The sequence below is a fragment of the Pseudoselenomonas ruminantium genome (assembly GCF_900113715.1).
GTDB lineage: Bacteria > Bacillota > Negativicutes > Selenomonadales > Selenomonadaceae > Selenomonas_A > Selenomonas_A caprae.
In genome coordinates, this window is sequence record NZ_FOQK01000003.1 from 41,284 (window position 1) to 64,818 (window position 23,535).

Here is a 23,535-nt window from a genome sequence, read left to right on the forward strand (position 1 = left end):
CATGTCAAGGATTTTTTTTAATCCAAGAAATCCTTGAGCTTACGGCTGCGGCTGGGGTGACGCAATTTGCGCAGTGCCTTGGCCTCGATCTGGCGGATACGCTCACGCGTTACACCAAAGTTCTGGCCAACCTCTTCCAGCGTGCGGGCACGGCCATCATCCAGGCCGAAGCGCAGGCGCAGTACCTTCTCCTCACGCGGCGTCAGCGTATCGAGCACCTCTTCGAGCTGCTCTTTGAGCAGCATGAACGAAGCTGCATCGGCTGGTGCCGGTGCATCCTGGTCCTCGATGAAGTCGCCCAGATGCGAATCCTCTTCCTCGCCGATCGGCGTCTCCAAGGAAACCGGCTCCTGCGCGATTTTCATGATCTCACGGACGCGCTCGACCGAAATATCCATCTCCTTGGCAATCTCCTCCGGCGACGGCTCGCGGCCCAGCTGCTGCAAGAGCTGGCGGGAAACGCGGATGAGCTTGTTGATGGTCTCGACCATATGCACCGGGATACGGATCGTACGCGCCTGATCCGCGATAGCACGCGTAATGGCCTGACGGATCCACCAGGTAGCATAGGTACTGAATTTATAGCCCTTCGTATAATCAAATTTCTCGACAGCCTTGATAAGACCGAGATTGCCCTCCTGGATCAGATCCAGGAACAGCATGCCACGGCCAACATAGCGCTTGGCAATGCTGACAACCAGTCGCAGGTTAGCCTCAGCCAGGCGTTTCTGCGCCATCTCGTCGCCTTCCTGCATGCGCTTGGCCAGCACGACTTCTTCCTCAGCCGTCAGCAGAGGTACGCGGCCAATCTCCTTGAGATACATGCGGACAGGGTCGTCAATGCTGACGCCCTCCGGCACGGAAAGATCGATCTCGACTTCATCATCCTTATCATCGATATCGACTTCATCATCGGACTGATCGTTGCTGTTCGAATCATCGATGATCTCAATCCCTTTCCTGCTGAAGGTGTCATACATATTGTCTATTTCATCCGGGGAAAGATCCTGCGTCTGCAGTGCTTCGACCAGCTCCCCATAGGTCAACGTACCGCCATTGCTCTTGCCCTTCGACAAAAGATTCTCTACTATCTCCGAGCTGCGGTTTCTGCTGCCAGCCTCAGCCTGAATCTTTTTAGCCTCAGCCATTCAGCATCCCCCTTTCCTCACATTCCATGACTACCAATCTATCCAACTCACAATTCATCCATTTCATCTTTGATCTTCATAACCTCATTCAGTTCATCGACATAGGCTGCGTTTCCCGCTTTCATATATGCATCTGCCTTGCGGGAATGTTCCACGAACAGCATATTAAGATAGGCTTTCCTAAGCACTTTCAGGGAGTCATTGTAGGCCTCGGTTTCCGCACGTCCGCCTAAATTTTCTACCAGTGCCCGAGAGAGTTCTGCCGCCGCGTCCTCACTGAGGTTCTCCGCGGCCGTAACATCATCTGGAGCCTGCCCCTGGTTGCTCAGATCCTGCAGGAACAACAGGATTTCCCGCTGGACGGGATCACCGATGCCAGCAAGCGGCAGCACCGACTCCACATGGTGGATCAGCGAGACATCCTGCCACACCATGCGGACGATAATGCGCCCAGCGCGCCGGATCGCATTATCCTGCTGCTGCACCGCCTGCCTGATAGGAGCACGCACTGGCGCACTTTCCTCAGCCACTGCTCCCCGGGCATAGCGCCGAAGCTCATCGCGCACGACACCCTCGTCCAGCAATAAGATCTGCGCGAGCTTCTTCTCATATTCACTGCGTACCGCTGTCTCCTTGATGCCAGCCAGCACGGGCAGCATCTCATGCAGTGCCTTCACCTTCCCATCGAGTGTGTCGTAATTGACATGCTTGAGGACATACTGCAGACGGTACTCGACAAGCGGCAGTGCTTCCTTGACTAATGCCCGGAAAGCATCTGCACCATGCTTGCGGATGTATTCATCCGGGTCCTTGCCATCTGGTACTACGATGACCCTGACTACGGCGCCCGTATCCCTCACGATAGACAACGCCCGGATGGTAGCTTTCTGGCCGGCCTCATCGCTGTCATAGCAGAAGTAGATGTCCGGCGCATAGCGCAGGAGCTTCTGGCAATGCTCGGCTGTGAATGCCGTTCCCAGGGACGCCACGACGTTCCTGACGCCAGCGCCGAACACGGAAATCGCATCCATATAGCCCTCAACAACGATGGCATAGCCTGCCTGCTGGATTGCCCGATGGGAGCGATCCAGACCAAAAAGGAGTTTTCGCTTATTAAATAATATCGTCTCTGGTGTATTGAGGTACTTCGGTGTACTGTCATCGAGCACCCGGCCGCCAAAACCAACCACCCGCCCGCGCTCATCCGCGATCGGAATGATCACGCGATTGCGGAACCGATCGTACAGGCCGCCGCCATTATTACGCTCTGCTGAAAGCCCGCATGCCAACAAAAACTCCTGCTTCACTCCACGCTTCGTAAAGGCCGTGGACAACTTATCCCAGGCATTCGGGGCAAATCCCAGCTTGAACTCTTCGATGGTCTCGGGCGAGATATCCCGTCCGGCAAAATATGCCTTGCCTGCCTCACCATAATGTGTCATGGTCAGGCAATTATGAAAGAAATCCCGCGCCATCTCATTGACTTTGCGCAAATCCGCCATCTCCCGTTCACGGGCGATTTCCTGCGGTGTGCGCTGCCGCTCCGGCAAAGGGATTCCCAGCTTTTCTGCCTGCAGCTTGATGGCCTCGAAATACGTGACGTTCTCAATCAGTGAAATGAACTTGAACACATTGCCACCGGCATGACAGCCAAAGCAGTAAAAGAATCCCTTATCCGGAACGACGGAAAAAGAAGGAGTCTTCTCGTTATGGAAAGGACAACAGCCCCAATAACGATTACCTTTGCGCTTTAAGGGAACATAGCTCTGGATGACATTCAGGATGTCGGACTGGGAGCGGACCTGCTCCACAAACTCGTCCATTCTCTCGCTGCGCATACTCGACCCCTTGCTGATACCAAATTAGATACTTTATAATAAGGTACCTGTATGTGATTCGCCGTCAACGGCAAATTTCCTGCTTTTCGTGAAAATTTCTTATGAAAGCAGCCTTGATGACATACAGCCCTTTTTACTATTAATATTCCCGCAAACTTGCCAATATCCTTTTTCCTATTGACAAATTTGAAAAAATTTGTCTCAATGGACCATCAGTCCCACGGGTGGCATGTAGATTTCATGGAAGAGCTGCACGGCATAGCTGTCCGTAAGGCCAGCCACATAGTCCGTGACGATCTTCTGCCTGCCCCAGCGTTTTTCCCGGCGGATGAATTCCTCCGGCAGTTCATCGAAATGTTTCAGGAACCATCCATAGAGTTCGCGGAGCACAAACACCGCCTGGCGGCGCTCATGGGCCAGCGTCTCCGAATGGTAGATATGTTCAAACATGAAGTTGCGGAAAATGTCCATAACTTCCTTCACTTCATCGGAAAGACCAACGTCATCTTTTCCTTGCGAATGAAGGATCATATCCGAAACCATGCTCGTGATCATATGCGAGGTGTCTTCCCCGAGCCTCTCATAGACCACAGCCGGCAGATCGCCGGGCTGCAGCAGCCCCGCCCGCAAGCTGTCATCGTAATCATGACAGAGATAGGCGATGCGGTCAGCAGTCCGTACGATGCGCCCTTCAAGGGTCTTCGGCAGCACGCTTCCCGTATGGTTCACGATGCCATCCTTGACCTCAAAGGTCAGATTCAAGCCCTGTCCCTCACGCTCGAGGAACTCCACCACGCGCAGGCTCTGCTCATTGTGGCAGAAATGCCCCGTAAGCTCAGCCATCGCGGCTTCGCCTGCATGACCGAACGGCGTATGCCCCACATCATGCCCGAGAGCGATTGCCTCCGTCAAATCCTCGTTAAGGCGCAGTCCGCGCGCAATCGTCCGCGAAATCTGCGAAACTTCGAGGCTATGCGTCATGCGCGTACGATAATGATCGCCGGCGACGATATAGACCTGCGTCTTGTGCTTGAGGCGGCGAAAGGATTTAGAATGCAAAATGCGGTCGCGATCCCGCTGAAACGAGGTCCGGAACGGGCACTCCTCCATCGGATATTTCCGGCGGGCTTCACGGCTCTTAGCCGCCAATGGCGAAAGGATTTCATATTCCTGCGCTTCGATGCGCTCCCTTACATTCATGCTCAAGCCTCCTTTTAACAGGGTTTCCTTCTTATTTTACACTATTTCCGTCAAAAAGTCTCGTCTTTTTCTTATTTTCCTTTGGTTGCCAAAAATCCCCCACCACTGTCCGCAGCTATGCAGCCTGCAATTTTGCAAAAAAAGATACTTTGACGTACAATATAGGAAAGAATCTGTCATGAACAGGAGGGATTTGCCGATGAAACCAGCACGCTGGCTGCTCACCGCAGCCATTGCCGCGCTCATGTCATGGTCTGTGGCACTGCCTGGGCAGGCTGCACCACAGACCATCACGCTCAGCGTCACAGATCAAATCATCAAAGGGCAGGATAAAGCCATCGTCACGGCGGACCACAGCACCTACAACGAAGACACCGCCCGCTACACGCTGCGCGGCAACGTCAAGATCCAGTTTGGCAACCGCACCATCCTGACCGATGCAGCTAAAATCAGCACGCAGACTTTGCAGCTGTGGACCGAAGGCAATACGAAGCTCACCGAAGGCGAGCTCTGCTTCGCCGGCGGGGCTGTCTATGCCGAGCTGGCTGGCAATGTCGCCTGGTTCTTTGGCCCGAATTGCAGTCTGGAACGCCCCGGCCTTGCCATCCACTCCGATAATATGGCCTATCATTGGGACAGACAGACCGCCGTCTTTGACGGCCATGTGCTCTGCATCTACAAAGGCGAGCACCGCGCCGCCAGCCATCTGGAATTCGACCTGGCAAACAACGAGATACACTGACAAAAAGAACCCTTGCAGGAAGGATCATCACCTTCTGCAAGGGTTCTTTTTTATTTCAGCTTACAGGACAACCTTCGAGAAGTCAGCTACGCGATTGATCAGTATATCAATCGACTTGAGCAGGCCCAGACGGTTGTTCTTGACCTTTTCATCCTTATCCATGACCATGACGCCATCAAAGAAAGCATCGATGGGCTGAGAAAGCTCCGTCAGCGCATCGATAGCGCCCGTGTAGTCCTGGCCCTTGACCAGGCTCTCGACTGCACTTGCCGTCGAAGTGTAGGCCTGATAAAGGGATTTCTCCTCAGCGACTGTGAAGAGAGCCGCATCGACAGCTGCCGACTCGGACTTCTTCGCGAGGTTTGCCGCGCGGACAAATGCCTGGATGTTAGCCGTTGCAGCATCGCTGGCCACAAACTTCGCCACAGCTGCTGCACGCAGGCTGACCGCATAGAGGTCATCGACATTCTCGAGTACAGCATCAACAACATCATAGCGGACGTCTTCCAGAACGTTCTTGAGACGCAGGCGCATGAAGTCAGCCACATCCTGCTGCATCTTCGTACGAACAGCCTCGTCCTTGATATCATAGAGATCCATAGCCTTAGCTACGACCTTGGAAAGACTCAGCGTGTATTTCGCCTCGATCATCATGTGCACAAGGCCAAGAGCCTGACGGCGCAGGGCGAACGGGTCCTGCGAGCCCGTCGGGATCTTGCCGCGGCTGAACGTACCGACAATCGTATCGATCTTATCGGCTACCGAAACAATGCGGCCAGCCTCAGACTGCGGCTGGTTATCGCCAGCAAAGCGCGGCATATAGTGCTCATCGATAGCAATAGCGACCTTCTCGCACTCGCCATCGAGCTTGGCATACTCGCGGCCCATGATGCCCTGAAGCTCCGTGAACTCCTGAACCATGCCCGTCACCAGGTCAGCCTTGCAGAGCTCCGCTGCCCGTCTGGCATGCTTGTGCGTCTTTTCATCCGCACCGAGTTCATCCGCGATGAACGTTGCCAGTTCCATAAGGCGCTCGGATTTTTCGTACATCGTACCGAGCCCCTGCTGGAAGACTACCGTCTTGAGTTTCTCGCGATGCTCCTCGAGGCTCTTCTTGCGGTCTTCATCGAAGAAGAACTGGGCATCGTCAAGACGGGCGCGCAGCACGCGCTCATTGCCGTGCTGGACAATCTCCAAATGCTCGCTGCCGCCATTGCGGACCGTGATGAAAAGCGGCATCAGGCTGCCATCCGCAGCCTTGACCGGGAAATAACGCTGATGGTCACGCATCGGCGTGATGACTGCCTCAGCCGGCAGCTTGAGGTATTTATCCTCGAATTTGCCGCAGAGTGCCGTCGGATACTCGACAAGATAGAGAACCTCTTCGAGAAGATCCTCGGTAATCTCAGCCGTACCATTCTGTTTCTTGGCTACTTCCTCAATCTGCTCGCGAATCATCGCCTTGCGTTTGTCCTGATCGACGATGATGAAGTTCTCTTCGCAAGCCTTCTCATAGCTGTCTGCATCGGCAATCGTAAAATCGCCCTGCGACAGGAAGCGATGACCGCGGGACGTGCGGCCGGATTTTACCTCAGCTACCTCAAACGGGATGACTTCGTCATCGAGCAGTGCCACGATCCAGCGCAGCGGACGGATGAACTTGAAGTCAAGGTCGCGCCAGCGCATGTTGTTCGGGAACGAAAGACCGCAGATGAGGTCTTTTAAAAGTTCCTGCAAGAGCTCAGCCGTAGCCTTGCCTTCCTCATGCACCATCGCATAGACATAGCCGTCCTTTTCGACCAGGTCTTTCGGGTCAACGCCCTGGCCGCGGGCAAAGCCCTGTGCTGCCTTGGACGGATTGCCGTCCGCATCGAAGGCAATCTTGACCGACGGGCCGCGGTTCTCACTGGAGACATCTTCCTGTTTCTCAGCCAAATCTTTTACAATAAGTGCCGTACGGCGCGGCGTACCCAGCGTGCGGATACTGCCAAAGGCAATGCGGTTCTCCTGGAATGCTTTTTCTGCATTCTCTTTCAGCTGGGCAAGGATGCCCGGCATGACATGGGCCGGAACTTCTTCCGTGCCGATTTCGAGTAATAAATCCTTGCTCATGCTTACTTCTCCCCTCTATGCAACATCGGATAGCCCAGTTCCTCACGCTGTTTCAGATAGCACTCTGCGCAGAGACGAGCCAGCTTGCGGACGCGGCCAATGAAGGCCGTGCGCTGTGATACGGAGATAGCGCCACGTGCATCGAGCAGGTTGAACGTATGCGAGCACTTGAGCACGTAGTCATAAGCCGGATGGACATAGCCCTCGGCGATGACGCGGACAGCCTCGGCCTCGTATTTATCGAAGAGCTCGAACAGGAGCTTCTCATCGGAAAGATCGAAAGCATACGCCGACTGCTCATACTCGTTCTGATGGAAGACATCGCCATAGGTGTAGTCATCCGTCCACTGAATGTCATAGACGTTCTCGACACCCTGAATGTACATCGCCAGACGCTCCAAACCATACGTGATCTCCGATGCGACCGGCTTGATGTCCTGACTGCCTACCTGCTGGAAATACGTGAACTGCGTGATTTCCATGCCGTCGAGCCAGACCTCCCAGCCGAGCCCCCAGGCGCCCAGCGTCGGCGACTCCCAGTTATCCTCAACGAAGCGGATATCGTGCTTCTTCGGATCGATGCCGAGACGCTCCAGGCTCTCGAGATAGAGCTCCTGAATGTTATCCGGCGACGGCTTCATGATGACCTGGAACTGATGATGCTGGTACAGGCGGTTCGGGTTATCGCCATAGCGGCCATCAGCCGGACGGCGCGACGGCTCGACATAAGCAACATGCCACGGCTCCGGGCCGAGCACGCGCAGGAACGTCGACGGGTTCATCGTGCCGGCGCCCTTCTCGACATCATACGGCTCGGCCAGGATGCAGCCCTGTTCCGACCAGAATTTCTGCAGGGCCAGGATGATTTCCTGAAATTTCATGGGAACAACTCCTCTTCTAATAAATCTGCTACGGAAACGCAAAAAAGTCCCGCCCCCGTAACGTTATCGTTACAGGGACGAGACCTATCTTTCAAAATCCCGCGGTTCCACCCTGATTGGTTTCCTCAAAGGAAGCCCGCCTCAAAGTATTGGATTCCGCTCCAAAGTGCCTTTCATCTCATTGACGGCCTTTCACCATCGCCGTCTCGCTAAGGGGAGAGACTACTTCTCTTCTTCATCGCTGCTTACGAGTTTAGCAAAATCAAAGACACTTGTCAACTCCGGCATCACTTCGCCAGCTTGATGCCCGGAATGATCTTTTCGTCGATCTGCTTGCCAATGCCATCACTTTTTTCCTTGGGATAGGCCAGTGTGACCAGCCACGACTCGTCCGCGTCCTCCAGGTAGACCACCTTGAGCACCTCATCCTCGCCACGCAGCTTGCAGTCCACCGTGGTCACGATGGCCTCGCGGCCGTCGATGGTCGTTTGCTTTTCCTGCTGGGAAATGTTTGTCATCTTAGCGGCCTTGGCCAGCGACTGGATATAGCCCGTGCGCATGGCTTTTCCCATGTCCGCATAGAACTGGCGGGCCTTGGGCTCCTGTGCCGGGCCATAGTTCTGCTCGATGCCCTGGCGGTTAAACGTATTGGCCGTGAACTCGGCCAGATGGATATCCTCGCCAGTCGGCCGTTCCATGCAGCTCTGACGTTTCTGGATAGCCACAGCCAGCTGCGGACTTACTGGCACATCCTTCATCGAACCGCTCAGCGAAAATGGCAGCTCCATTGAAAGCTTATATACCTGCCCCTGCACGGATACCTGCTGCAGCGGCTTATCGCCAAAACAGCCCGTCAGAAATATACACGTCAGCAGCAACATCAACGCTGCCAGCAGTATCTTGTGTTTCTTCATTGCGTTAACCCTTTCATCAAAATGACCGTTTACAGCTGCTGGATAAAGGCCAAGGATTTGAGCGGCCGTCCCAGCAGCGACTGCAGATAGCTCAGCAGCAGCTGCTCCGCCTTTACCAGCAAACGCGCACTTACCTTGAGCTGCGCAGCCTCTGACCAGTCAAAATCCCGCAAGCTCAGAATGAAGCGCCGCAGCTCAGCAGGAAAAGCCATCATGCCCGCCTCGCAGCAATCTGCACAGAGCACGCCGCCCGCGGCCTGCTGGAAATACGCATCGCCATTGATTTCCCGGCCACAGTGTACGCAGTGCTCATAATGCAGCTGCATGCCCGTAAACTCCAGCAGCTGATAAACTGCCGCCAAAGCCGTCACGCGCGGATTTCGCGTCTCAAAGGCAGACAAGATCAGCAAAAGCTGCGAAAACATCTGTGGTTCGGGCTGTCCTTCCGGCAGGAACTCACGCAGGAACTCCGCCACGAAACTGCCATACGACATAGCCGTCAAATCCTCGCTGAGTTTGCGGTAATGCTGTTTCAGCGTACACTGCTTCACCGTATCCACCCGCTGCCCTTCGGCCAGCTGGAGCTCCAGCAGCGAGAACATCTGCATCCCGCCAGCCAGCGGACTGCGCGGCCGCCGGCAGCCAAAGGCCGCAGCCTTCACCAGCCCGCGCTCGCGCGTGAAGAACGTCATCATCTTGTCGGCTTCGCCCCAGTTCTTCGCGCCTAGCACTACCGCTTCGGTCTGATAGATTGCCATTATTTCTTTTCCTTCTGCAGCAGCGCGCTGGCCGCTGCCTTTGACAGATCGCCCGGCTCGGCCACCAGCGGCGCAGACTGGCGTTTTGGCATGACTGCCCCAGCTGTCAGCATATACTGCAAAGCCGATTCGCTGCTGATATCGAGATAGATAACATCGGTCTTGCGCACAAACAAGTTCGTACCCGAAGTCATATTGAGACTCCAGGGGATAAAGACGCAGACATACTCATCACCGAGCTTTTCCTTGAGCATCTCCGGAACATCAGCCATGATAAAGCCCAGTGCCTGTGACTGATGGAACGGTACCAGCACCACCTGGTCGAACATGTTGTTAGACTCAAACACCGCCGTGGACAGATGCTTGACACTATTATAGATGAATTTGACGACGGGAATCTTCCCGAGCAGTGTTTCCCCGATATGGATCAAGCGGCGGCCTGCCCAATACGACGATGCCCACCCCGTCACATAGATAATCACCAATAGCGTAATGAGCCCCATCCCGGGGAAGTAAAAGGGCAGATGCTTGCCAAGGACTCCCTCCGTAAAATGCAACGTCTCAGCCACCACAAAGAACGTGATCGCCAATGGCACAAGCAGTATCAGTCCATTGATAAAGCGGCGGGAAATGCAGCGGGACCAGCTGCGATTCGGCTTATCGCCCGTACCCCCGCTCATCGTTCATCACCAAAACCGAAGTTGCGCAGGATGCCATCACGGTCACGCCAATCCTTGCGCACCTTGACCCACAGATCGAGGAACACCTTCGAACCGAGCAGGTTCTGGATATCGTTGCGTGCCAGCGCGCCAATCTCGCGCAGCATTGCGCCCTTGGCTCCGATGATGATGCCCTTCTGCGAATCGCGCTCGACATAGATCGTCGCGCGGATATAGACATCATCATTCGGACGCGTCGTCATCTCATCGACATCGACAGCAATCGCATGCGGAATCTCATCACGCGTGAGATGCAGTGCTTTCTCGCGGATAAGCTCGGCCACGATAAGCCGCTCCGGCTGATCCGTAATCATATCATCGGGATAGTACTGCGGCCCCTCAGGCAGGTATTTCTTGACCTCTGTAAGCAAACTGTCAAGATTCGTTTCTTCCTTGGCCGAAATCGGCACAACGCCAGCAAAATTATACTTATTGGTATAGTTGGCAATGATAGGCAAAGCCTGCGACCGCTCAATCAAATCGATCTTGTTGACGACAAGGATAACCGGTTTCTTCGTCGCCTGCAAGCGTTCGAGAATAAACATTTCGCCCGGGCCCAGCTTCTGCGTAGCATCCACCACAAAGAAAATCGCATCGACTTCCTTCAGCGTGCCCTCGGCGGCCTTTACCATATACTCGCCGAGCTTGTGCTTCGGCTTATGGATACCCGGCGTATCGAGGAATACGATCTGCGCATCAGGCTGCGTCAGGATGCAGAGGATGCGGTTGCGCGTCGTCTGCGGCTTATCGCTCATGATGGCGATTTTCTCGCCGATCAGTGTATTGACCAGCGTCGATTTGCCGACATTCGGGCGGCCGATAACGGCGATAAACCCTGATTTATGCTTGCCCTTCTTTGCAGCCGGCTGTTTTGCTGCCGCCTTTTCCGGCTTTTTCTCCGCCTTATCCTCGCGCGAGATGCCAAGCTGCCCCATGACATAACGCTGCTCTTCTTCCATCTCCTCACGGTCCGCATCTTCCATATGGTCATAGCCCAGAAGATGCAGCATGCCGTGAACCGTCAGGAAAGCCATCTCGCGGCGCACGCTGTGCCCATAGTCTGCCGCCTGTTCTTCGGCCCGCTCCACCGAAATGATGAGGTCGCCCAGCACGTCGACTTCGGGCTCGCCTTCGATTTCCGGCTCCTCGCTCTCATTGAGCGCAAACGACAGGACATCCGTCGGACGGTCAATGCCGCGATACTGTTTGTTGAGCGTATGGATATACGCATTGTTGGTCAGCGTGATGCTGACCTCGCCATTCTCCACATCGTAGAGCTTGCCGACCATCTCAGCTGCCGCCTTGACGTTGTCGATATATTCCTGCGGAAACGTAAGCTCCTCTGGATAATTGCTGATGATTACTTCCATTCCTTATGCCTTTCCCTGTCTCTCTGCCTCAGCTTTGGCCTTGGCTTTTTTCTTCTTTGCTTCCCAGTCGCCATACGCCTCAACGATGCGTGTCACGACCTCATGGCGGATAACATCCATCGGCGCCATGCGCACGATGCCGACGCCTTTGACATCCTTCAGCACCTCTGCCGCTTCGCGCAGGCCCGAGGTCACGCCGCGCGGCAAATCGACCTGCCCGAGGTCGCCCGTAACCACCATACGGGAGCCAAAGCCCAAGCGCGTCAAGAACATCTTCATCTGCTTATCCGTCGTGTTCTGCGCCTCATCGAGAATGATGAAGGCATCCTCAAGCGTGCGCCCGCGCATATAAGCCAGCGGCGCAATCTCGATAACGCCCTTGGCCATGAGCTTCTGGTATGCATCCTGCCCTAAGATATCCTGCAGAGCATCGTAAAGCGGCCGCAGATACGGATCGACCTTATCCTGCAGATCGCCGGGCAAAAAGCCCAGCCGTTCGCCAGCCTCGACAGCCGGGCGCGTCAGGATAATCTTATTGATTTCCTTGTTGCGCAGGGCCGCCACCGCCATGACGACTGCCAGATACGTCTTGCCCGTACCAGCCGGCCCGATGCCAAAGGTAATCGAATTGTGACGGATGGTATCAAGGTAAAGCCGCTGGCCGAGCGTCTTCGGCCGCACATGACGGCCGCGCGACGTCACGAGAATCGTATCGCCAAACAGCGTGTGCAGAGCCTCCCCCTTGCCGCCCTTGACGAGCCCGATGCCATAGCGTACCTCATGCATCGTAATCGTCGTGCCCTGACGGTAGAGATACTGGAGCTCCTCGAGCACCTTGGCCGCCGGCTCCACCATCGCGGCCTCGCCGAGAATCTCGATGCGGTCGCCACGGCTTATGAACTGACAGTCAAAATTCTCCCGCATGACCTGCAGGAATTCATCGCGCTCACCCAAAAGCGAATAAGCCTCTTTATGATCTTGAAAGATGATCTGCTTTTCTAATGCCTGCTGCAAAGAACCTGTTCACCTGCTTCTTTCTATCGAATAAACAAATATATATAGTCCCATTGTACCACATATCAAGCCCGCGTCAAAAATACTTATAGCAAAAAGCCCTGCGTACCGGAAGAGGTGCTACGTTGGCACTTACTTTTTCTCCTCAGGCCTTCCCACTGGGGAAGATGGCGCGCCCCGCGCGTCCGATGAGGTTCTATGACACCTCTGTTCTGCCATATTCTTCCTCTTCGTTCAGGATAATATTCTTCAAGTTCCAATCGGAGTACATTCAGCTCGCCTCGCTTTGATGCTGATGACTGCACGGGAACCTCTTCCACCGCTCCGCGGTCCCCCTTCCCCATAGGGGAAGGCTCTAGCCCCCACTTGGTCATCCATTCTAAAAAATCCCCCCTTGCGTACCAGTAGAGGTTCTACGCTGAATCTCACTTTTCCTCTCCCATGCCTTCTCCCCTGTGGAAAATGGCACGCCCCGCACGACGGAAGAGGTTCTGCGCTGGCTCTTGCTTTTCTCCCTCTGCCTTCCCCTCTGGGGAAGGTGGCGCGCTCTGCGCGTCGGAAGAGGTTCTATGCCAGCTCTGGCTTTTTCTCCTCTGCCTTCCTCCTACGAAAGTTTTTCAGTGCCTGGTACTATCACTTTGCAACCGTTCCTTTACCAGCATATCAATATAACTGCATGCAGCTTCGAACTGCTTATCTATCTCCCGATTCGTGAACCGCAGCACCATCACCCCCAACCGTTGCAATTTCTCAGTCCTCTTTGCATCGTACTGATGCTGTTCCTCTTCATAATGTTGTGAACCATCTAGTTCCACGGCTAACTTCGCTTTGGGACAATAAAAATCTAAAACATAATTCAAAACCGTTTTCTGCCGATGAAATGCTGGTTTATAGGTATGCAGATAATCGTACCACAAATGACGCTCCTGTGGTGTCATATTCTTTCTCAGCGTTTGGGAAACTTTCTTCAAGTTCCAATTGGAGTACATTCAGCTCGCCTCGCTTTGATGCTGATGACTGCACGGGAACCTCTTCCACCGCTCCGCGGTCCCCCTTCCCCATAGGGGAAGGCTCTAGCCCCCACTTGGTCATCCATTCTAAAAAATCCCCCCTTGCGTACCAGTAGAGGTTCTACGCTGAATCTCACTTTTCCTCTCCCATGCCTTCTCCCCTGTGGAAGATGGCACGCCCCGCGCGACGGAAGAGGTTCTGCGCTGGCTCTTGCTTTTCTCTCCATAAACTGAGTCAACCTTAACATTCTATAATGTTGACTGTGAACTTATATGATTTTATAATGTTTACAATAGATTCTTATCTTCATGAGAGGGGCTTCGTTATGAAAATCACTGCTATCGACAAACTCACGGATAAAATCATCGCCGGGCTGCGCATCAAACGCGGGGACGACCTGTCCTATCTGCTCACCGCACCATTGGAGGAGCTGCAAGAAGGTGCCCGCCGGCTTCAGGATCATTTCTGTGGCAACCACATCGATTTCTGCACCATCATCAACGGGCGCAGCGGACGCTGCGGTGAAAACTGCAAGTACTGTGCGCAGGCTGCCTGCCATCATACAGGCATTGAGGAATACAGCTTCCTGCCGAAGGAAGAGATTCTCCGCAACGCCAAAGCCAATCAGGATGCTGGTGCCAATCGCTTCGCCATCGTGACTTCTGGGCGCGCCCTTGCCGGAGCAGACTTCGACAAGGCCATCGATACGTACAAGGCCATGCACGACAAACTCACCATCGGCCTCTGCGCCTCCCATGGCCTGCTGACCCGCGAGCAGTTCAAGCGGCTGCGCGCTGCCGGTGTCACGAGCTATCATCATAACATCGAGACCAGCCGCCGTTTCTTCCCGCAAATCTGCACCTCGCATACGTATCAAGACCGCATCGATACCATCAAGATTGCTCAGGAAGAAGGCTTCTGTGTCTGCTCGGGCGGCATCATCGGCATGGGCGAGACCTGGGAAGACCGCCTCGATATGGCTATCAGCCTGGCTGAGCTCGGCATCGAATCCATTCCCATCAACGCGCTGATGGCGATTCCAGGCACAGGGCTTGCCAACCGGCCTGCCCTGCCTGCTGAAGATATCCTGCGCACCATTGCGATTTTCCGCTTCATCAATCCAGCAGCCAATATCCGTCTTGCGGCCGGCCGCAAGCTGCTGCCCCAAAACGGTGCGACCGCCTTCCGCGCCGGCGCCTCGGCTTCGATTACCGGCAACATGCTGACGACTTCCGGCACGACCATCAAGGAAGACATGGCCTTGCTGCGCACACTTGGCCTTACGAACCAAAACACAACCTGCACCGCCAGCTGCGGTACACACTGATTTATAAAAATAAACAGCAAGGTGGATTGCCTTATCGAACCATCCACCTTGCTGTTTATTTTATGCGTTTGGCATTGAATTTTTCAATCATCTTCTCAGGCTTGTAAGATTCCTTAGCCTTGCGCAGGCCCTCATGGCCCATATCTTCCTCGCGGTTCACATAGGTCATGCCCTGCCAGCAATGTTCGATGAACCCTTGATTGATGGCCGGATAGGCGCCACGGATATCCGGATCGGCTTTCTCCACATGCACGACCACGGTATCGGTGTTGAGCTGCTCGCCGAAGGTGAACGCAATGATGCGCCCATCAAGGCGGATAGCTCCGCCCTTGAGCCCGAAGTACTCAAAATCCGCAAACACCTCACGGATAGCCTGGCTTTCCCAGCCGATAAACGGATCATCGGGTTCATCCTGGATGCGCAGGTCATACCAGCGCTGCAGCTCATCCAGGCAAGCCGGCAGGATTTCCTGCGTCATCGGCAGATACTCCGCCTGCGGATATAGCTTGCGAAAAGCATTCAAATGGTTTTTCTTGGAATGAAGCTTGCGCCCGGATAGGGTAATGAGCTTTTCCGCCAAGTAGACGTAATCGTAATTGTCGCGATCTGCCTCAACGGAAAAAGCAGCCCCTTCATATTGCTCCAGCACAGCCGCATAGCTTTTTTCCATACCAGTCATGAAGAACGGCCTGTCCTGCGCCTCAAAGTAGGCCAAAAACTTTGCCGTAGCCACCTGCATCTTCTCCTCGGGGCCGTAGGGCTGCAAGGCCATCAGCTGTCCATCCCATTCAGCAGTCATATAGAGGACGCCGTCCTCTTCGCACCACTTGATATGATATGGCTTGCGCCACATGAACAGATTCGTGAAATTGAAATGGGAATTTTCATAATAACGACTTTTAAAATACCGGTCAAGCAAGGGCTTGTCGGCTTTCGTCAACGCACGGAATTCTATGATAATCATCCTCCTGATGACACACTTTCGTTACTGTGTACCCTATCATGATAACAAATCTGTCAAGTACCGGCTGTGACTGACTCACTGAAGCTTCATCATCTGACGGGCGCTTTCTGCCTGCTGCGCCACCTCAGCTACGCCAGCGCCGCCATTGGCAGCTATTGCCGCCAGAACCGCTCCCTCAACCAACGGACAGTCGACCAGCTTTACCATATCATCCTTGAGATTTTCCTGCACCAGTTCAGCCGTCATGACAGCACTGCCCATATCCATGAGGATTACAGCACCATCATGACCACAAACTTCCTCGACAGCCAGCGTGATTTTCTCATAGCTTGTCCCGAGCATGCCATCGTCCAGTCCGCCAGCTGCGGCAATCTGCGCATCGCGCGCCATCATTTCCGCCAGCTCTTTCACGCCCTCGGCCAGCTTCTGGCTATGTGATACGATTACAATCCCTACCAACGCCGTCCCTTCTCTCCTGCTTTATTTGAAAATGCGGCCAGATGTCTGACCGCATTCCATCAATGTATCCTATTGTACCATAATTTTTTGCAATTGCAACAAATCTATTATTTATAGTAAGCCACGCCAGCCTCAAAGAGCTGCTGGTCTTTGCTGCCCGGCACGTTGACAGCAATATGCTCACCAATGCGCTCCGAATGTCCCATCTTGCCAAGCACACGGCCATCCGGGCTCGTGATACCTTCGATGGCATTGACCGAACCATTCGGATTGAACGGGATAGCCATCGACGGATTGCCCGACGCATCGACATACTGCGTGGCAATCTGCCCGCGCACGCGCAGCTTTGCAATGATTTCCCGATCGGCGACAAAGCGGCCCTCACCATGCGAGATCGCAATCGTATGGATATCGCCCACCTTGACATTATTGAACCATGGCGACAAGTTCGATACGACCTTCGTCTGCACCATGCACGAAGCATGGCGGCCGATGTTGTTATGCGTAAGCGTCGGCGAAGATTCCGAGAGATCACGGATATCGCCATACGGTACCAGCCCCAGCTTGATAAGTGCCTGGAAACCATTGCAGATGCCCAGCATCAGGCCATCGCGCTTATTCAAAAGCTTCATGACCTCTTCCTTGATGCGCGGATTGCGGAACATGGCGGCAATGAATTTACCCGAACCATCCGGCTCGTCACCGCCACTGAAGCCGCCCGGCAGCATAATCATCTGCGAGCCGCGGATGCCCTTGACGATAGCCTCGACCGTTTCCTCAACGGCAGCTGGCGTAAGGTTGCGGACAACCAATGTCTGCGCCTCAGCCCCAGCACGTTCCCAGGCCCGCGCCGAATCGTATTCGCAGTTCGTGCCCGGGAATACCGGAATGAATACCTTCGGCCGGGCGATATGCGTCTGTGGCCGCAGCACATTGCCCTTTTCGTAGGGAATATACATTGCCTTTTCCTTGCTGCTCTTCTTGACCTGCGTCGGGAAAATCTTTTCGAGCGGCGTCGTAAACGCTGTCTCTGCATCGGCCAGCATAACAACCGTCGCATCACAGACAATGCTCGGGCCAGCCGTCGTCACACCGAGCTCACGGTAGCCAGTTCCGGCCAGCAGCGTCTCAACATCGGTATGTTCGGCCACCTCAAGGATGATCGAACCATAATCCGGCGTGAACAGTTTCTCCATCGTTATCTGCTCGGCGAACTTAAACCCAATGCCATTGCCGAGCGCCATCTTCGTGACCGCCGCAGCGATACCACCAACGCCGACACTCTGCGCCGCAAAGACCTTCTTGCCCGCCGTCATCTGGCTGATTTTCTCCCAGTTGCGCCGCATCTTCGCAAAGATTGGCAAATCCTGGCTGTCTTTCGGTGCAGGCACCAGATAGACCTTGTTGCCCGGATATTTGAATTCCGGCGAAACCGCACAATCGGCTTTCATGACATCGACAGCAAAGGCTGCCAGCGTCGGCGGTACATGAATGTCCTCAAACGTTCCCGACATCGAATCCTTGCCGCCGATGGCCGGAATCTCAAGCTCATGCTGCGCCCAGAGCGCACCGATAAGCGCGGCAAACGGGTTGCCCCACTTCTTCGGATCTTTGCCGAGACTTTCGAAGTATTCCTGGAACGTCAAGCGGATATTATCCGCACGGCCACCCAAAGCAACGATCTTAGCTGCCGACTCGACAACCGAGTAGAGTGCGCCATGGAACGGGCTCCACTCCGTAAAAGCCGGATTGAGCCCAAAGGTCATCGCCGTTGCCGTATTCGTCTCTGCACCAAGGACCGGCAATTTCGCGACCATGCCCTCAGCTGGCGTAAGCTGCTTGCGGCCACCGAACGGCATCAGCACCGTATTGCCGCCGATTGTTGAATCGAAACGCTCGGCCAGGCCTTTCTGGCTGCAAACATTGAGATCCGACAGATTGGCCAGCCAGGCCTTCTCCAGATCCTTGCCGCAGGCCTCGACCGCCGCCGGGATTTCATGCAGATAGCGTTTCTTCTCATCGGGGCTGCTGATTACAGCAGTGACATGCTGACGCACACCGTTCGTATCGAGGAATTCGCGGTTCATCTGCACGATGGGCTTGCCGCGCCATTTCATGATAAGCCGCGGCAGTGCTGTAACCTCGGCGACCTTTGTCGCCTCCAGATTCTCTTCGTCGGCGAACCGGACAAAAGCCTCCAGATCCTCCGGATCGATGACGACAGCCATGCGCTCCTGCGACTCCGAAATGGCAAGCTCCGTGCCGTCAAGTCCCGCGTACTTCTTCTTGACTGCATCGAGATCGATGACAAGCCCGTCGGCCAGCTCGCCGATGGCAACGGCCACACCGCCAGCACCAAAATCGTTGCAGCGTTTGATCATGCGGCTGACCTGCGGATTGCGGAACAGGCGCTGAATCTTGCGCTCCGTCGGCGGATTGCCTTTCTGCACCTCAGCGCCGCAGCTCGTCAGCGACTCCTCCGTATGCTCCTTGGACGAGCCCGTTGCCCCGCCGCAGCCATCACGGCCCGTACGGCCGCCGACGAGCACGATAAGGTCCCCGGCTGCGGGACGCTCGCGGACGACATTGACCTTTGGCGCAGCCGCAATGACCGCACCGATTTCCATACGCTTAGCCATGTAGCCCTCATGATAGACTTCGCGTACCTGTCCCGTCGCCAAGCCAATCTGATTGCCATAAGCACTGTAGCCAGCCGCAGCCCCCAATGTGATTTTCTTCTGCGGCAGCTTGCCAGATAGCGTATCCTTGAACGGACGGCGCGGATCTGCAGCACCAGTCACGCGCATAGCCTGGTAGACATACGAACGCCCCGAAAGCGGATCGCGGATAGCACCGCCCAGGCAGGTAGCTGCACCACCGAACGGCTCGATTTCCGTCGGATGATTGTGCGTCTCGTTCTTGAACATGACGAGCCATTCCTCGTCCTTGCCATCGATATCTGCCTTGACGACAATGCTGCAAGCATTGATTTCCTCCGATTTGTCGAGATCTTCGAGCTTGCCCTGCTTCCTTAGTGCCTTCATGCCGATAACGGCAATATCCATCAGCGTCACATCGCGGAGATTGCTCCCATAGATTTCCTTGCGGTCTTCCAGATATTTGTTGTAAGCCTTCGTGATAGCCGGAGAAAAATAGCCCTCTTCGATGTCCACCATATCAATGGCCGTCGTGAAGGTCGTGTGACGGCAATGGTCAGACCAGTAGGTATCGATGACGCGCAGCTCCGTGATGGTCGGTGCCCGCATCTCCGTCTCCCGGAAATACTTCTGGCAGAACTGCAGATCCTCGAAGCTCATCGCAAAGCCCTTGTCCGCCATGAACGCCTTGAGGCCTGCTTCATCGAGCCCGTTGAAGTCCTTGAGCACCTCAACATCCGCCGGCTCCTCATAGTGCATATCCAGCGATTCCGGCTTTTCCAGGCTTGCCTCACGGCTCTCGACTGCATTGATGCAGTAATCCTTGATTTTCGCAAAGTCTTCGCGGCTCACATCACCGACAATGACGATGACGCGGGCCGTAGCGATCCGCGGGCGCTCCTTCTGCGTGACCAGCTGTACGCACTGGGCCGCCGAGTCTGCCGTCTGGTCATACTGGCCGGGCAGATATTCCACCGCAAATGTCCGCGAATTCGAAAAATGCGGCAGTTTTTCCTCATATACTACATCCACCGGCGGCTCTGCAAATACCACCGACTTTACCGCTGCATACTCTTCATCGCTGAGACCTTCGATGTCGTACCGCTTGATGATGCGGACGGCCTTCAGTTCCTCGAGGCGGAACGTCTCCTTGAGGTCGCTGCAGAGCTGCTGGGCGGGGATGTCAAAGAATCCCTGTCGTTTCTCTACGAAAATTCTTCTTACAGTCATGAGTGCTCTTTTCCTCCAAATGAAAAAATACTGAAAACATAAAGCTTTATATAGATAAAATAGGCATAGCAAGCCCCCTACCGGCCTGCTATGCCTATTGCATCACAAACAATCCACTGCAATCTTGACGACTACCTTGGTTACCTTGCCTGGCGTATCATCTACTGCTCCCTGCGGACGATGTACATCTTCCGGATAGAGCACAGCAAAACGCCCCGGAGACAGCACGATATTGCTTTCCGGTATCAAGGACTCATAGAACGTTATATCTTTTTCGGCATCATAAGGGCTCAACACCGTAAGATCCGGGCTGAACGGGCACCATCCCATATACTCTTCGCCCTCCACGACGAATTGGATATCCACATATTTCGTATGTGTCTCCGGATGGCATTCACGATACGAGCGCGTCGTATAACGCTGCAGATTTGCCACACATTTATCCCCATCGATTGGATAGCGGCCATCCGCCAGCTGTGTAAAATCATGTTCGCGCAGATAATCCAACGCTTTCTGCACCATAGCTGGATATCTTACATGGCTGTCATCCAGCGAATCAATGCTGCCAATAATCATGCCATACCCCTCTTCCCATTCTCATAACTAACATCTTTGACAAGCATCCCGCTTGTCTTCAATATCATTTTACCTAAAACAGATGCGTATTGCAAGGATACAGGGCTATTTTATCAAAAAGCGCTTAATTTTTCTACAAAAGGACATGCGCCCCAAAATTCTCCATCATCTGTTTCCTCTCAAAAGACCATCTGTAAATTATATCTTGCCAACAGACAGCCCCTGTGATATGATTGTCATATATTGCAAAAGGCAATGACTGAAAGAGTATCTGTCCATCTTCTCTCCAGAGAGGCGGTGTTAGGTGTAAACCGCCGGGAGGACACAGAGAAAGCTGCTCACGAGCCTGCATGGCCCCATAAGCCCTGCCGTCAGCCGCGTTAAGGCATTGAGTGGATTCCTGCCGATTGCAGGATCCGATTAAGGTGGTACCACGGGAATAAGCCCTCGTCCTTTACAGGATGAGGGCTTTTATAGTAGAAACATAAGGGAGGAATAACCCATGCGTGAACTCTTAGAGCTGCTCGAACACGATGCACGCCGTCCAGTCGGCGAGCTTGCCTCCATGCTGAACCGCAGCGAGTACGAAGTCGAGCGCGACATCAAGAATCTGGAAAAGGACAAGATCATCCTTTCCTATAATACGCTGATCAACTGGGAAAAATTCGGGGACGATACAGTCACGGCTGTCATCGAAATCAATCTGACGCCGCAGCGCGAAGTCGGCTTCGATGCCATCGCCGAGCGCATCTACCGCTTTGACGAAGTGCGCACCGTCTATCTGATGAGCGGCAGTTTCGACCTCATGGTCATCATCGAGGGCAAGTCGCTAAAGGACGTCGCCAACTTTGTCGCCAAACGTCTGGCCACCATCGAGGGCGTCACGGCTACGCGCAGCCATTTCATGCTCAAGCCATACAAGAAGGATGGCATCATCATCAACGACGAAGAGCGTGACCGCAGATTGGTGGTGTCCCCATGATCGAAACGAAAAACAACTGGGCAGACCGCCTCTCCCCCGGCGTCAATGCCATCGCTCCCTCGGGTATCCGCAAATTCTTCGATATCGCTGCCCAGATGGAGGATGTCATCTCCCTTGGTGTCGGCGAACCGGACTTTGTCACACCATGGTCTATCCGTGAAAGCTGTGTCTACGGATTAGAGCAGGGCTACACATCCTATACGGCCAACCGCGGCCTGCCCGAGCTGCGGCAGGAAATCTGCCAGCACTTCCACGACTGCTATCAGACCGACTACGATGCCGCCACCGATGTCCTGGTGACGGTCGGCGTCAGCGAAGCTCTCGATATCGCCATGCGCGCCATCCTCGCACCTGGCGATGAAGTGCTGATTCCCGAGCCTTGCTACGTCTCATATCAAGCCTGCACGATTTTGGCCGGTGGTGTTCCTGTGGCCGTTCCCGCGAAAATCGAGAACGAATTCCGCATCACGCCGGCTGAACTTGAGGAGCATGTCACGGAGCGCACCAAGGTGCTGCTGATTGGCTATCCGAACAACCCGACCGGTGCCATCATGACACGCAAGGATCTCCTGGCCATCGCGGACTTTGCCGAAAAACACGACCTTATCGTCATTTCCGATGAAATCTACGGCGACCTGACCTATGGCGGCGAAGAGCATGTCTGCTTCGCTTCGCTGCCGCGCATGCAGGAGCGCACCATCCTGCTCAATGGCTTTTCCAAAGCCTATGCCATGACGGGCTGGCGCATCGGCTATGCGCTCGGCAATCCGACCATCATCGCCGCCATGACGAAAATCCATCAGTACACGATGCTCTGTGCGCCAATCACGGCTCAGATTGCCGCCGTCGAGGCACTGCGCCACGGCGAGAAATACATGAAGAAGATGGTCTCGGAGTACGATCGCCGCCGCCGTCTGATTTATGATGGCTTCATCAAGATGGGCCTTGAATGCTTCGAACCAAAAGGTGCCTTCTATATCTTCCCCAACATCAGCTCAACCGGCTACACGTCGGATGAATTCGCCGAAGAGCTATTGAAAGCTGAACATGTCGCCCTCGTCCCCGGCAGTGCCTTCGGTGCCTGCGGCGAAGGCCATGTCCGCTGCTCGTATGCGACCTCCATCGACAAGATTTCCGAGGCACTCAATCGCATCGACAATTTCCTCAAGCATCATAAAAAATAAAAATGAGCCGGAAAGCAGCAACCGCTTTCCGGCTCATCGTTTCTTCAGGATTTTGTAGTATGGTGAGGATTTTTGCTCACTATCTCAATCGCCTTAGCGATTGCCTGGATAACCGTAACCTCACCTTCCGTAGTCATCTCACTGACGCGGACAAAAACATCGCCCTTGCGTGTGGATACATAGCGGGGCGGCAGCTGATTGAGCGCCAGCGCCGCAATATCTGAACGGCATTGCTCACAGCGGCAGCAATCTGGATACTGTTCCAGTACAATGTCCAATTTGTCCTGGACAACTTCTTCCATACAGTTTTTCAGTTCCATGATTATTCCTCCCTGTCGGGATTCATTATAACACGTTTTTAGTCAGAAGCAAATCCAGCATAATCTTCCTGAATTTGACAAAAATGCCGACCCATGCTATACTATCAATTGTTGTCTAGGACAATAATC

At 54.3% G+C, this 23,535-nt stretch carries 20 protein-coding genes, 1 pseudogene and 1 other annotated feature; of the genes and pseudogenes, 4 read left to right on the forward strand and 17 right to left on the reverse strand.

The window, feature by feature from the left end; genetic code table 11:
* Positions 1 to 17: 17 nt before the first annotated feature.
* The 3 genes from rpoD to BM181_RS02285 all read right to left on the reverse strand — a co-directional run bounded on the left by rpoD (position 18) and on the right by BM181_RS02285 (position 4,186).
* A complete protein-coding gene (rpoD, locus tag BM181_RS02275; RefSeq protein WP_075442071.1) occupies positions 18 to 1,148 on the reverse strand; it encodes an RNA polymerase sigma factor RpoD in 1,131 nt (376 codons plus the stop codon).
* Between the two features lie 47 nt (positions 1,149 to 1,195).
* Positions 1,196 to 2,986: a DNA primase gene (dnaG, locus tag BM181_RS02280; RefSeq protein ID WP_075442073.1), complete on the reverse strand. Its 1,791-nt coding sequence runs from the start codon at positions 2,984 to 2,986 to the stop codon at positions 1,196 to 1,198.
* 201 nt (positions 2,987 to 3,187) lie between these two features.
* Positions 3,188 to 4,186: a deoxyguanosinetriphosphate triphosphohydrolase gene (locus BM181_RS02285; protein WP_075442075.1), complete on the reverse strand. Its 999-nt coding sequence runs from the start codon at positions 4,184 to 4,186 to the stop codon at positions 3,188 to 3,190.
* A 199-nt stretch (positions 4,187 to 4,385) separates the two neighbouring features.
* Between BM181_RS02285 and BM181_RS02290 the strand changes: the two genes are divergently transcribed.
* A complete protein-coding gene (locus BM181_RS02290) occupies positions 4,386 to 4,928 on the forward strand; it encodes an LptA/OstA family protein (protein WP_075442077.1) in 543 nt (180 codons plus the stop codon).
* A gap of 60 nt (positions 4,929 to 4,988) precedes the next feature.
* On the opposite strand, the gene glyS is transcribed toward BM181_RS02290, so the two are convergent.
* The 9 genes and pseudogenes from glyS to BM181_RS02330 form a co-directional block, all read right to left on the reverse strand.
* Positions 4,989 to 7,040, reverse strand: a complete 2,052-nt coding sequence (gene glyS / locus BM181_RS02295) for a glycine--tRNA ligase subunit beta (protein ID WP_075442079.1) — start codon at positions 7,038 to 7,040, stop codon at positions 4,989 to 4,991.
* A 2-nt stretch (positions 7,041 to 7,042) separates the two neighbouring features.
* Positions 7,043 to 7,921, reverse strand: coding sequence for a glycine--tRNA ligase subunit alpha (gene glyQ / locus BM181_RS02300; protein ID WP_033170319.1), 879 nt, complete (start codon positions 7,919 to 7,921; stop codon positions 7,043 to 7,045).
* A gap of 287 nt (positions 7,922 to 8,208) precedes the next feature.
* The gene (locus BM181_RS02305; RefSeq protein ID WP_075442081.1) at positions 8,209 to 8,835 is read right to left on the reverse strand and encodes a hypothetical protein; all 627 of its coding nucleotides are present in this window, start codon (positions 8,833 to 8,835) and stop codon (positions 8,209 to 8,211) included.
* 29 nt (positions 8,836 to 8,864) lie between these two features.
* On the reverse strand, positions 8,865 to 9,593 hold the full coding sequence (gene recO, locus BM181_RS02310) for a DNA repair protein RecO (protein ID WP_075442083.1): 729 nt from the start codon (positions 9,591 to 9,593) through the stop codon (positions 8,865 to 8,867).
* Positions 9,593 to 10,273 carry a DUF502 domain-containing protein gene (locus BM181_RS02315; RefSeq protein ID WP_075442085.1) on the reverse strand — a complete coding sequence of 227 codons (681 nt, stop codon included), beginning with the start codon at positions 10,271 to 10,273 and terminating at the stop codon, positions 9,593 to 9,595. Before BM181_RS02315 ends, recO begins: the two co-directional genes overlap by 1 nt.
* Entirely contained in the window at positions 10,270 to 11,232 is a 963-nt protein-coding gene (era, locus tag BM181_RS15375) for a GTPase Era (RefSeq protein ID WP_256211262.1), read from the reverse strand. Before era ends, BM181_RS02315 begins: the two co-directional genes overlap by 4 nt.
* Positions 11,221 to 11,682 (reverse strand): annotated as a pseudogene (gene ybeY / locus BM181_RS15380) (rRNA maturation RNase YbeY); the annotation flags it as partial. The pseudogene ybeY and the gene era, both read right to left, overlap by 12 nt.
* A 3-nt stretch (positions 11,683 to 11,685) precedes the next feature.
* Entirely contained in the window at positions 11,686 to 12,696 is a 1,011-nt protein-coding gene (locus BM181_RS02325; protein ID WP_075442089.1) for a PhoH family protein, read from the reverse strand.
* A gap of 617 nt (positions 12,697 to 13,313) precedes the next feature.
* Positions 13,314 to 13,685 carry an endonuclease domain-containing protein gene (locus tag BM181_RS02330; RefSeq protein WP_075442091.1) on the reverse strand — a complete coding sequence of 124 codons (372 nt, stop codon included), beginning with the start codon at positions 13,683 to 13,685 and terminating at the stop codon, positions 13,314 to 13,316.
* A 347-nt stretch (positions 13,686 to 14,032) separates the two neighbouring features.
* Between BM181_RS02330 and bioB the strand changes: the two genes are divergently transcribed.
* Positions 14,033 to 15,034: a biotin synthase BioB gene (gene bioB, locus BM181_RS02335; protein WP_075442093.1), complete on the forward strand. Its 1,002-nt coding sequence runs from the start codon at positions 14,033 to 14,035 to the stop codon at positions 15,032 to 15,034.
* A gap of 55 nt (positions 15,035 to 15,089) precedes the next feature.
* Here bioB and BM181_RS02340 read toward each other — a convergent pair whose 3' ends face one another.
* The 4 genes from BM181_RS02340 to BM181_RS02355 form a co-directional block, all read right to left on the reverse strand.
* Positions 15,090 to 15,998 (reverse strand): DUF2156 domain-containing protein, encoded by a 909-nt coding sequence (locus BM181_RS02340; protein ID WP_075442095.1) that lies wholly within the window; start codon positions 15,996 to 15,998, stop codon positions 15,090 to 15,092.
* 75 nt (positions 15,999 to 16,073) lie between these two features.
* Positions 16,074 to 16,457, reverse strand: a complete 384-nt coding sequence (dhaM, locus tag BM181_RS02345; RefSeq protein WP_075442097.1) for a dihydroxyacetone kinase phosphoryl donor subunit DhaM — start codon at positions 16,455 to 16,457, stop codon at positions 16,074 to 16,076.
* A gap of 107 nt (positions 16,458 to 16,564) precedes the next feature.
* Entirely contained in the window at positions 16,565 to 20,344 is a 3,780-nt protein-coding gene (locus BM181_RS02350; RefSeq protein ID WP_075442099.1) for a phosphoribosylformylglycinamidine synthase, read from the reverse strand.
* Positions 20,345 to 20,446: 102 nt separating this feature from the next.
* Positions 20,447 to 20,920: a NanQ anomerase/TabA/YiaL family protein gene (locus BM181_RS02355; protein ID WP_075442101.1), complete on the reverse strand. Its 474-nt coding sequence runs from the start codon at positions 20,918 to 20,920 to the stop codon at positions 20,447 to 20,449.
* Positions 20,921 to 21,166: 246 nt separating this feature from the next.
* Positions 21,167 to 21,378, forward strand: a binding site (T-box leader).
* Positions 21,379 to 21,422: 44 nt separating this feature from the next.
* Here BM181_RS02355 and BM181_RS02360 point away from each other — a divergent pair.
* Positions 21,423 to 21,902 carry an Lrp/AsnC family transcriptional regulator gene (locus BM181_RS02360; RefSeq protein WP_075442103.1) on the forward strand — a complete coding sequence of 160 codons (480 nt, stop codon included), beginning with the start codon at positions 21,423 to 21,425 and terminating at the stop codon, positions 21,900 to 21,902.
* Complete coding sequence (locus BM181_RS02365; RefSeq protein ID WP_075442105.1) at positions 21,899 to 23,086, forward strand: aminotransferase class I/II-fold pyridoxal phosphate-dependent enzyme; 1,188 nt, start codon at positions 21,899 to 21,901, stop codon at positions 23,084 to 23,086. Before BM181_RS02360 ends, BM181_RS02365 begins: the two co-directional genes overlap by 4 nt.
* Before the next feature lie 44 nt (positions 23,087 to 23,130).
* On the opposite strand, the gene BM181_RS02370 is transcribed toward BM181_RS02365, so the two are convergent.
* Positions 23,131 to 23,406: a late competence development ComFB family protein gene (locus BM181_RS02370; RefSeq protein ID WP_075442107.1), complete on the reverse strand. Its 276-nt coding sequence runs from the start codon at positions 23,404 to 23,406 to the stop codon at positions 23,131 to 23,133.
* Positions 23,407 to 23,535: the final 129 nt, after the last annotated feature.

Excerpts from the sequence above, each read along its gene's own strand:
- rpoD (WP_075442071.1), bottom strand. The coding sequence starts at position 1,148 with ATGGCTGAGGCTAAAAAGATTCAGGCTGAGGCTGGCAGCAGAAACCGC.
- dnaG (WP_075442073.1), bottom strand. The coding sequence starts at position 2,986 with ATGCGCAGCGAGAGAATGGACGAGTTTGTGGAGCAGGTCCGCTCCCAG.
- BM181_RS02285 (WP_075442075.1), bottom strand. The coding sequence starts at position 4,186 with ATGAATGTAAGGGAGCGCATCGAAGCGCAGGAATATGAAATCCTTTCG.
- BM181_RS02290 (WP_075442077.1), top strand. The coding sequence starts at position 4,386 with ATGAAACCAGCACGCTGGCTGCTCACCGCAGCCATTGCCGCGCTCATG.
- glyS (WP_075442079.1), bottom strand. The coding sequence starts at position 7,040 with ATGAGCAAGGATTTATTACTCGAAATCGGCACGGAAGAAGTTCCGGCC.
- glyQ (WP_033170319.1), bottom strand. The coding sequence starts at position 7,921 with ATGAAATTTCAGGAAATCATCCTGGCCCTGCAGAAATTCTGGTCGGAA.
- BM181_RS02305 (WP_075442081.1), bottom strand. The coding sequence starts at position 8,835 with ATGAAGAAACACAAGATACTGCTGGCAGCGTTGATGTTGCTGCTGACG.
- recO (WP_075442083.1), bottom strand. The coding sequence starts at position 9,593 with ATGGCAATCTATCAGACCGAAGCGGTAGTGCTAGGCGCGAAGAACTGG.
- BM181_RS02315 (WP_075442085.1), bottom strand. The coding sequence starts at position 10,273 with ATGAGCGGGGGTACGGGCGATAAGCCGAATCGCAGCTGGTCCCGCTGC.
- BM181_RS02330 (WP_075442091.1), bottom strand. The coding sequence starts at position 13,685 with ATGTACTCCAATTGGAACTTGAAGAAAGTTTCCCAAACGCTGAGAAAG.
- bioB (WP_075442093.1), top strand. The coding sequence starts at position 14,033 with ATGAAAATCACTGCTATCGACAAACTCACGGATAAAATCATCGCCGGG.
- BM181_RS02340 (WP_075442095.1), bottom strand. The coding sequence starts at position 15,998 with ATGATTATCATAGAATTCCGTGCGTTGACGAAAGCCGACAAGCCCTTG.
- BM181_RS02350 (WP_075442099.1), bottom strand. The coding sequence starts at position 20,344 with ATGACTGTAAGAAGAATTTTCGTAGAGAAACGACAGGGATTCTTTGAC.
- BM181_RS02355 (WP_075442101.1), bottom strand. The coding sequence starts at position 20,920 with ATGATTATTGGCAGCATTGATTCGCTGGATGACAGCCATGTAAGATAT.
- BM181_RS02360 (WP_075442103.1), top strand. The coding sequence starts at position 21,423 with ATGCGTGAACTCTTAGAGCTGCTCGAACACGATGCACGCCGTCCAGTC.
- BM181_RS02365 (WP_075442105.1), top strand. The coding sequence starts at position 21,899 with ATGATCGAAACGAAAAACAACTGGGCAGACCGCCTCTCCCCCGGCGTC.
- BM181_RS02370 (WP_075442107.1), bottom strand. The coding sequence starts at position 23,406 with ATGGAACTGAAAAACTGTATGGAAGAAGTTGTCCAGGACAAATTGGAC.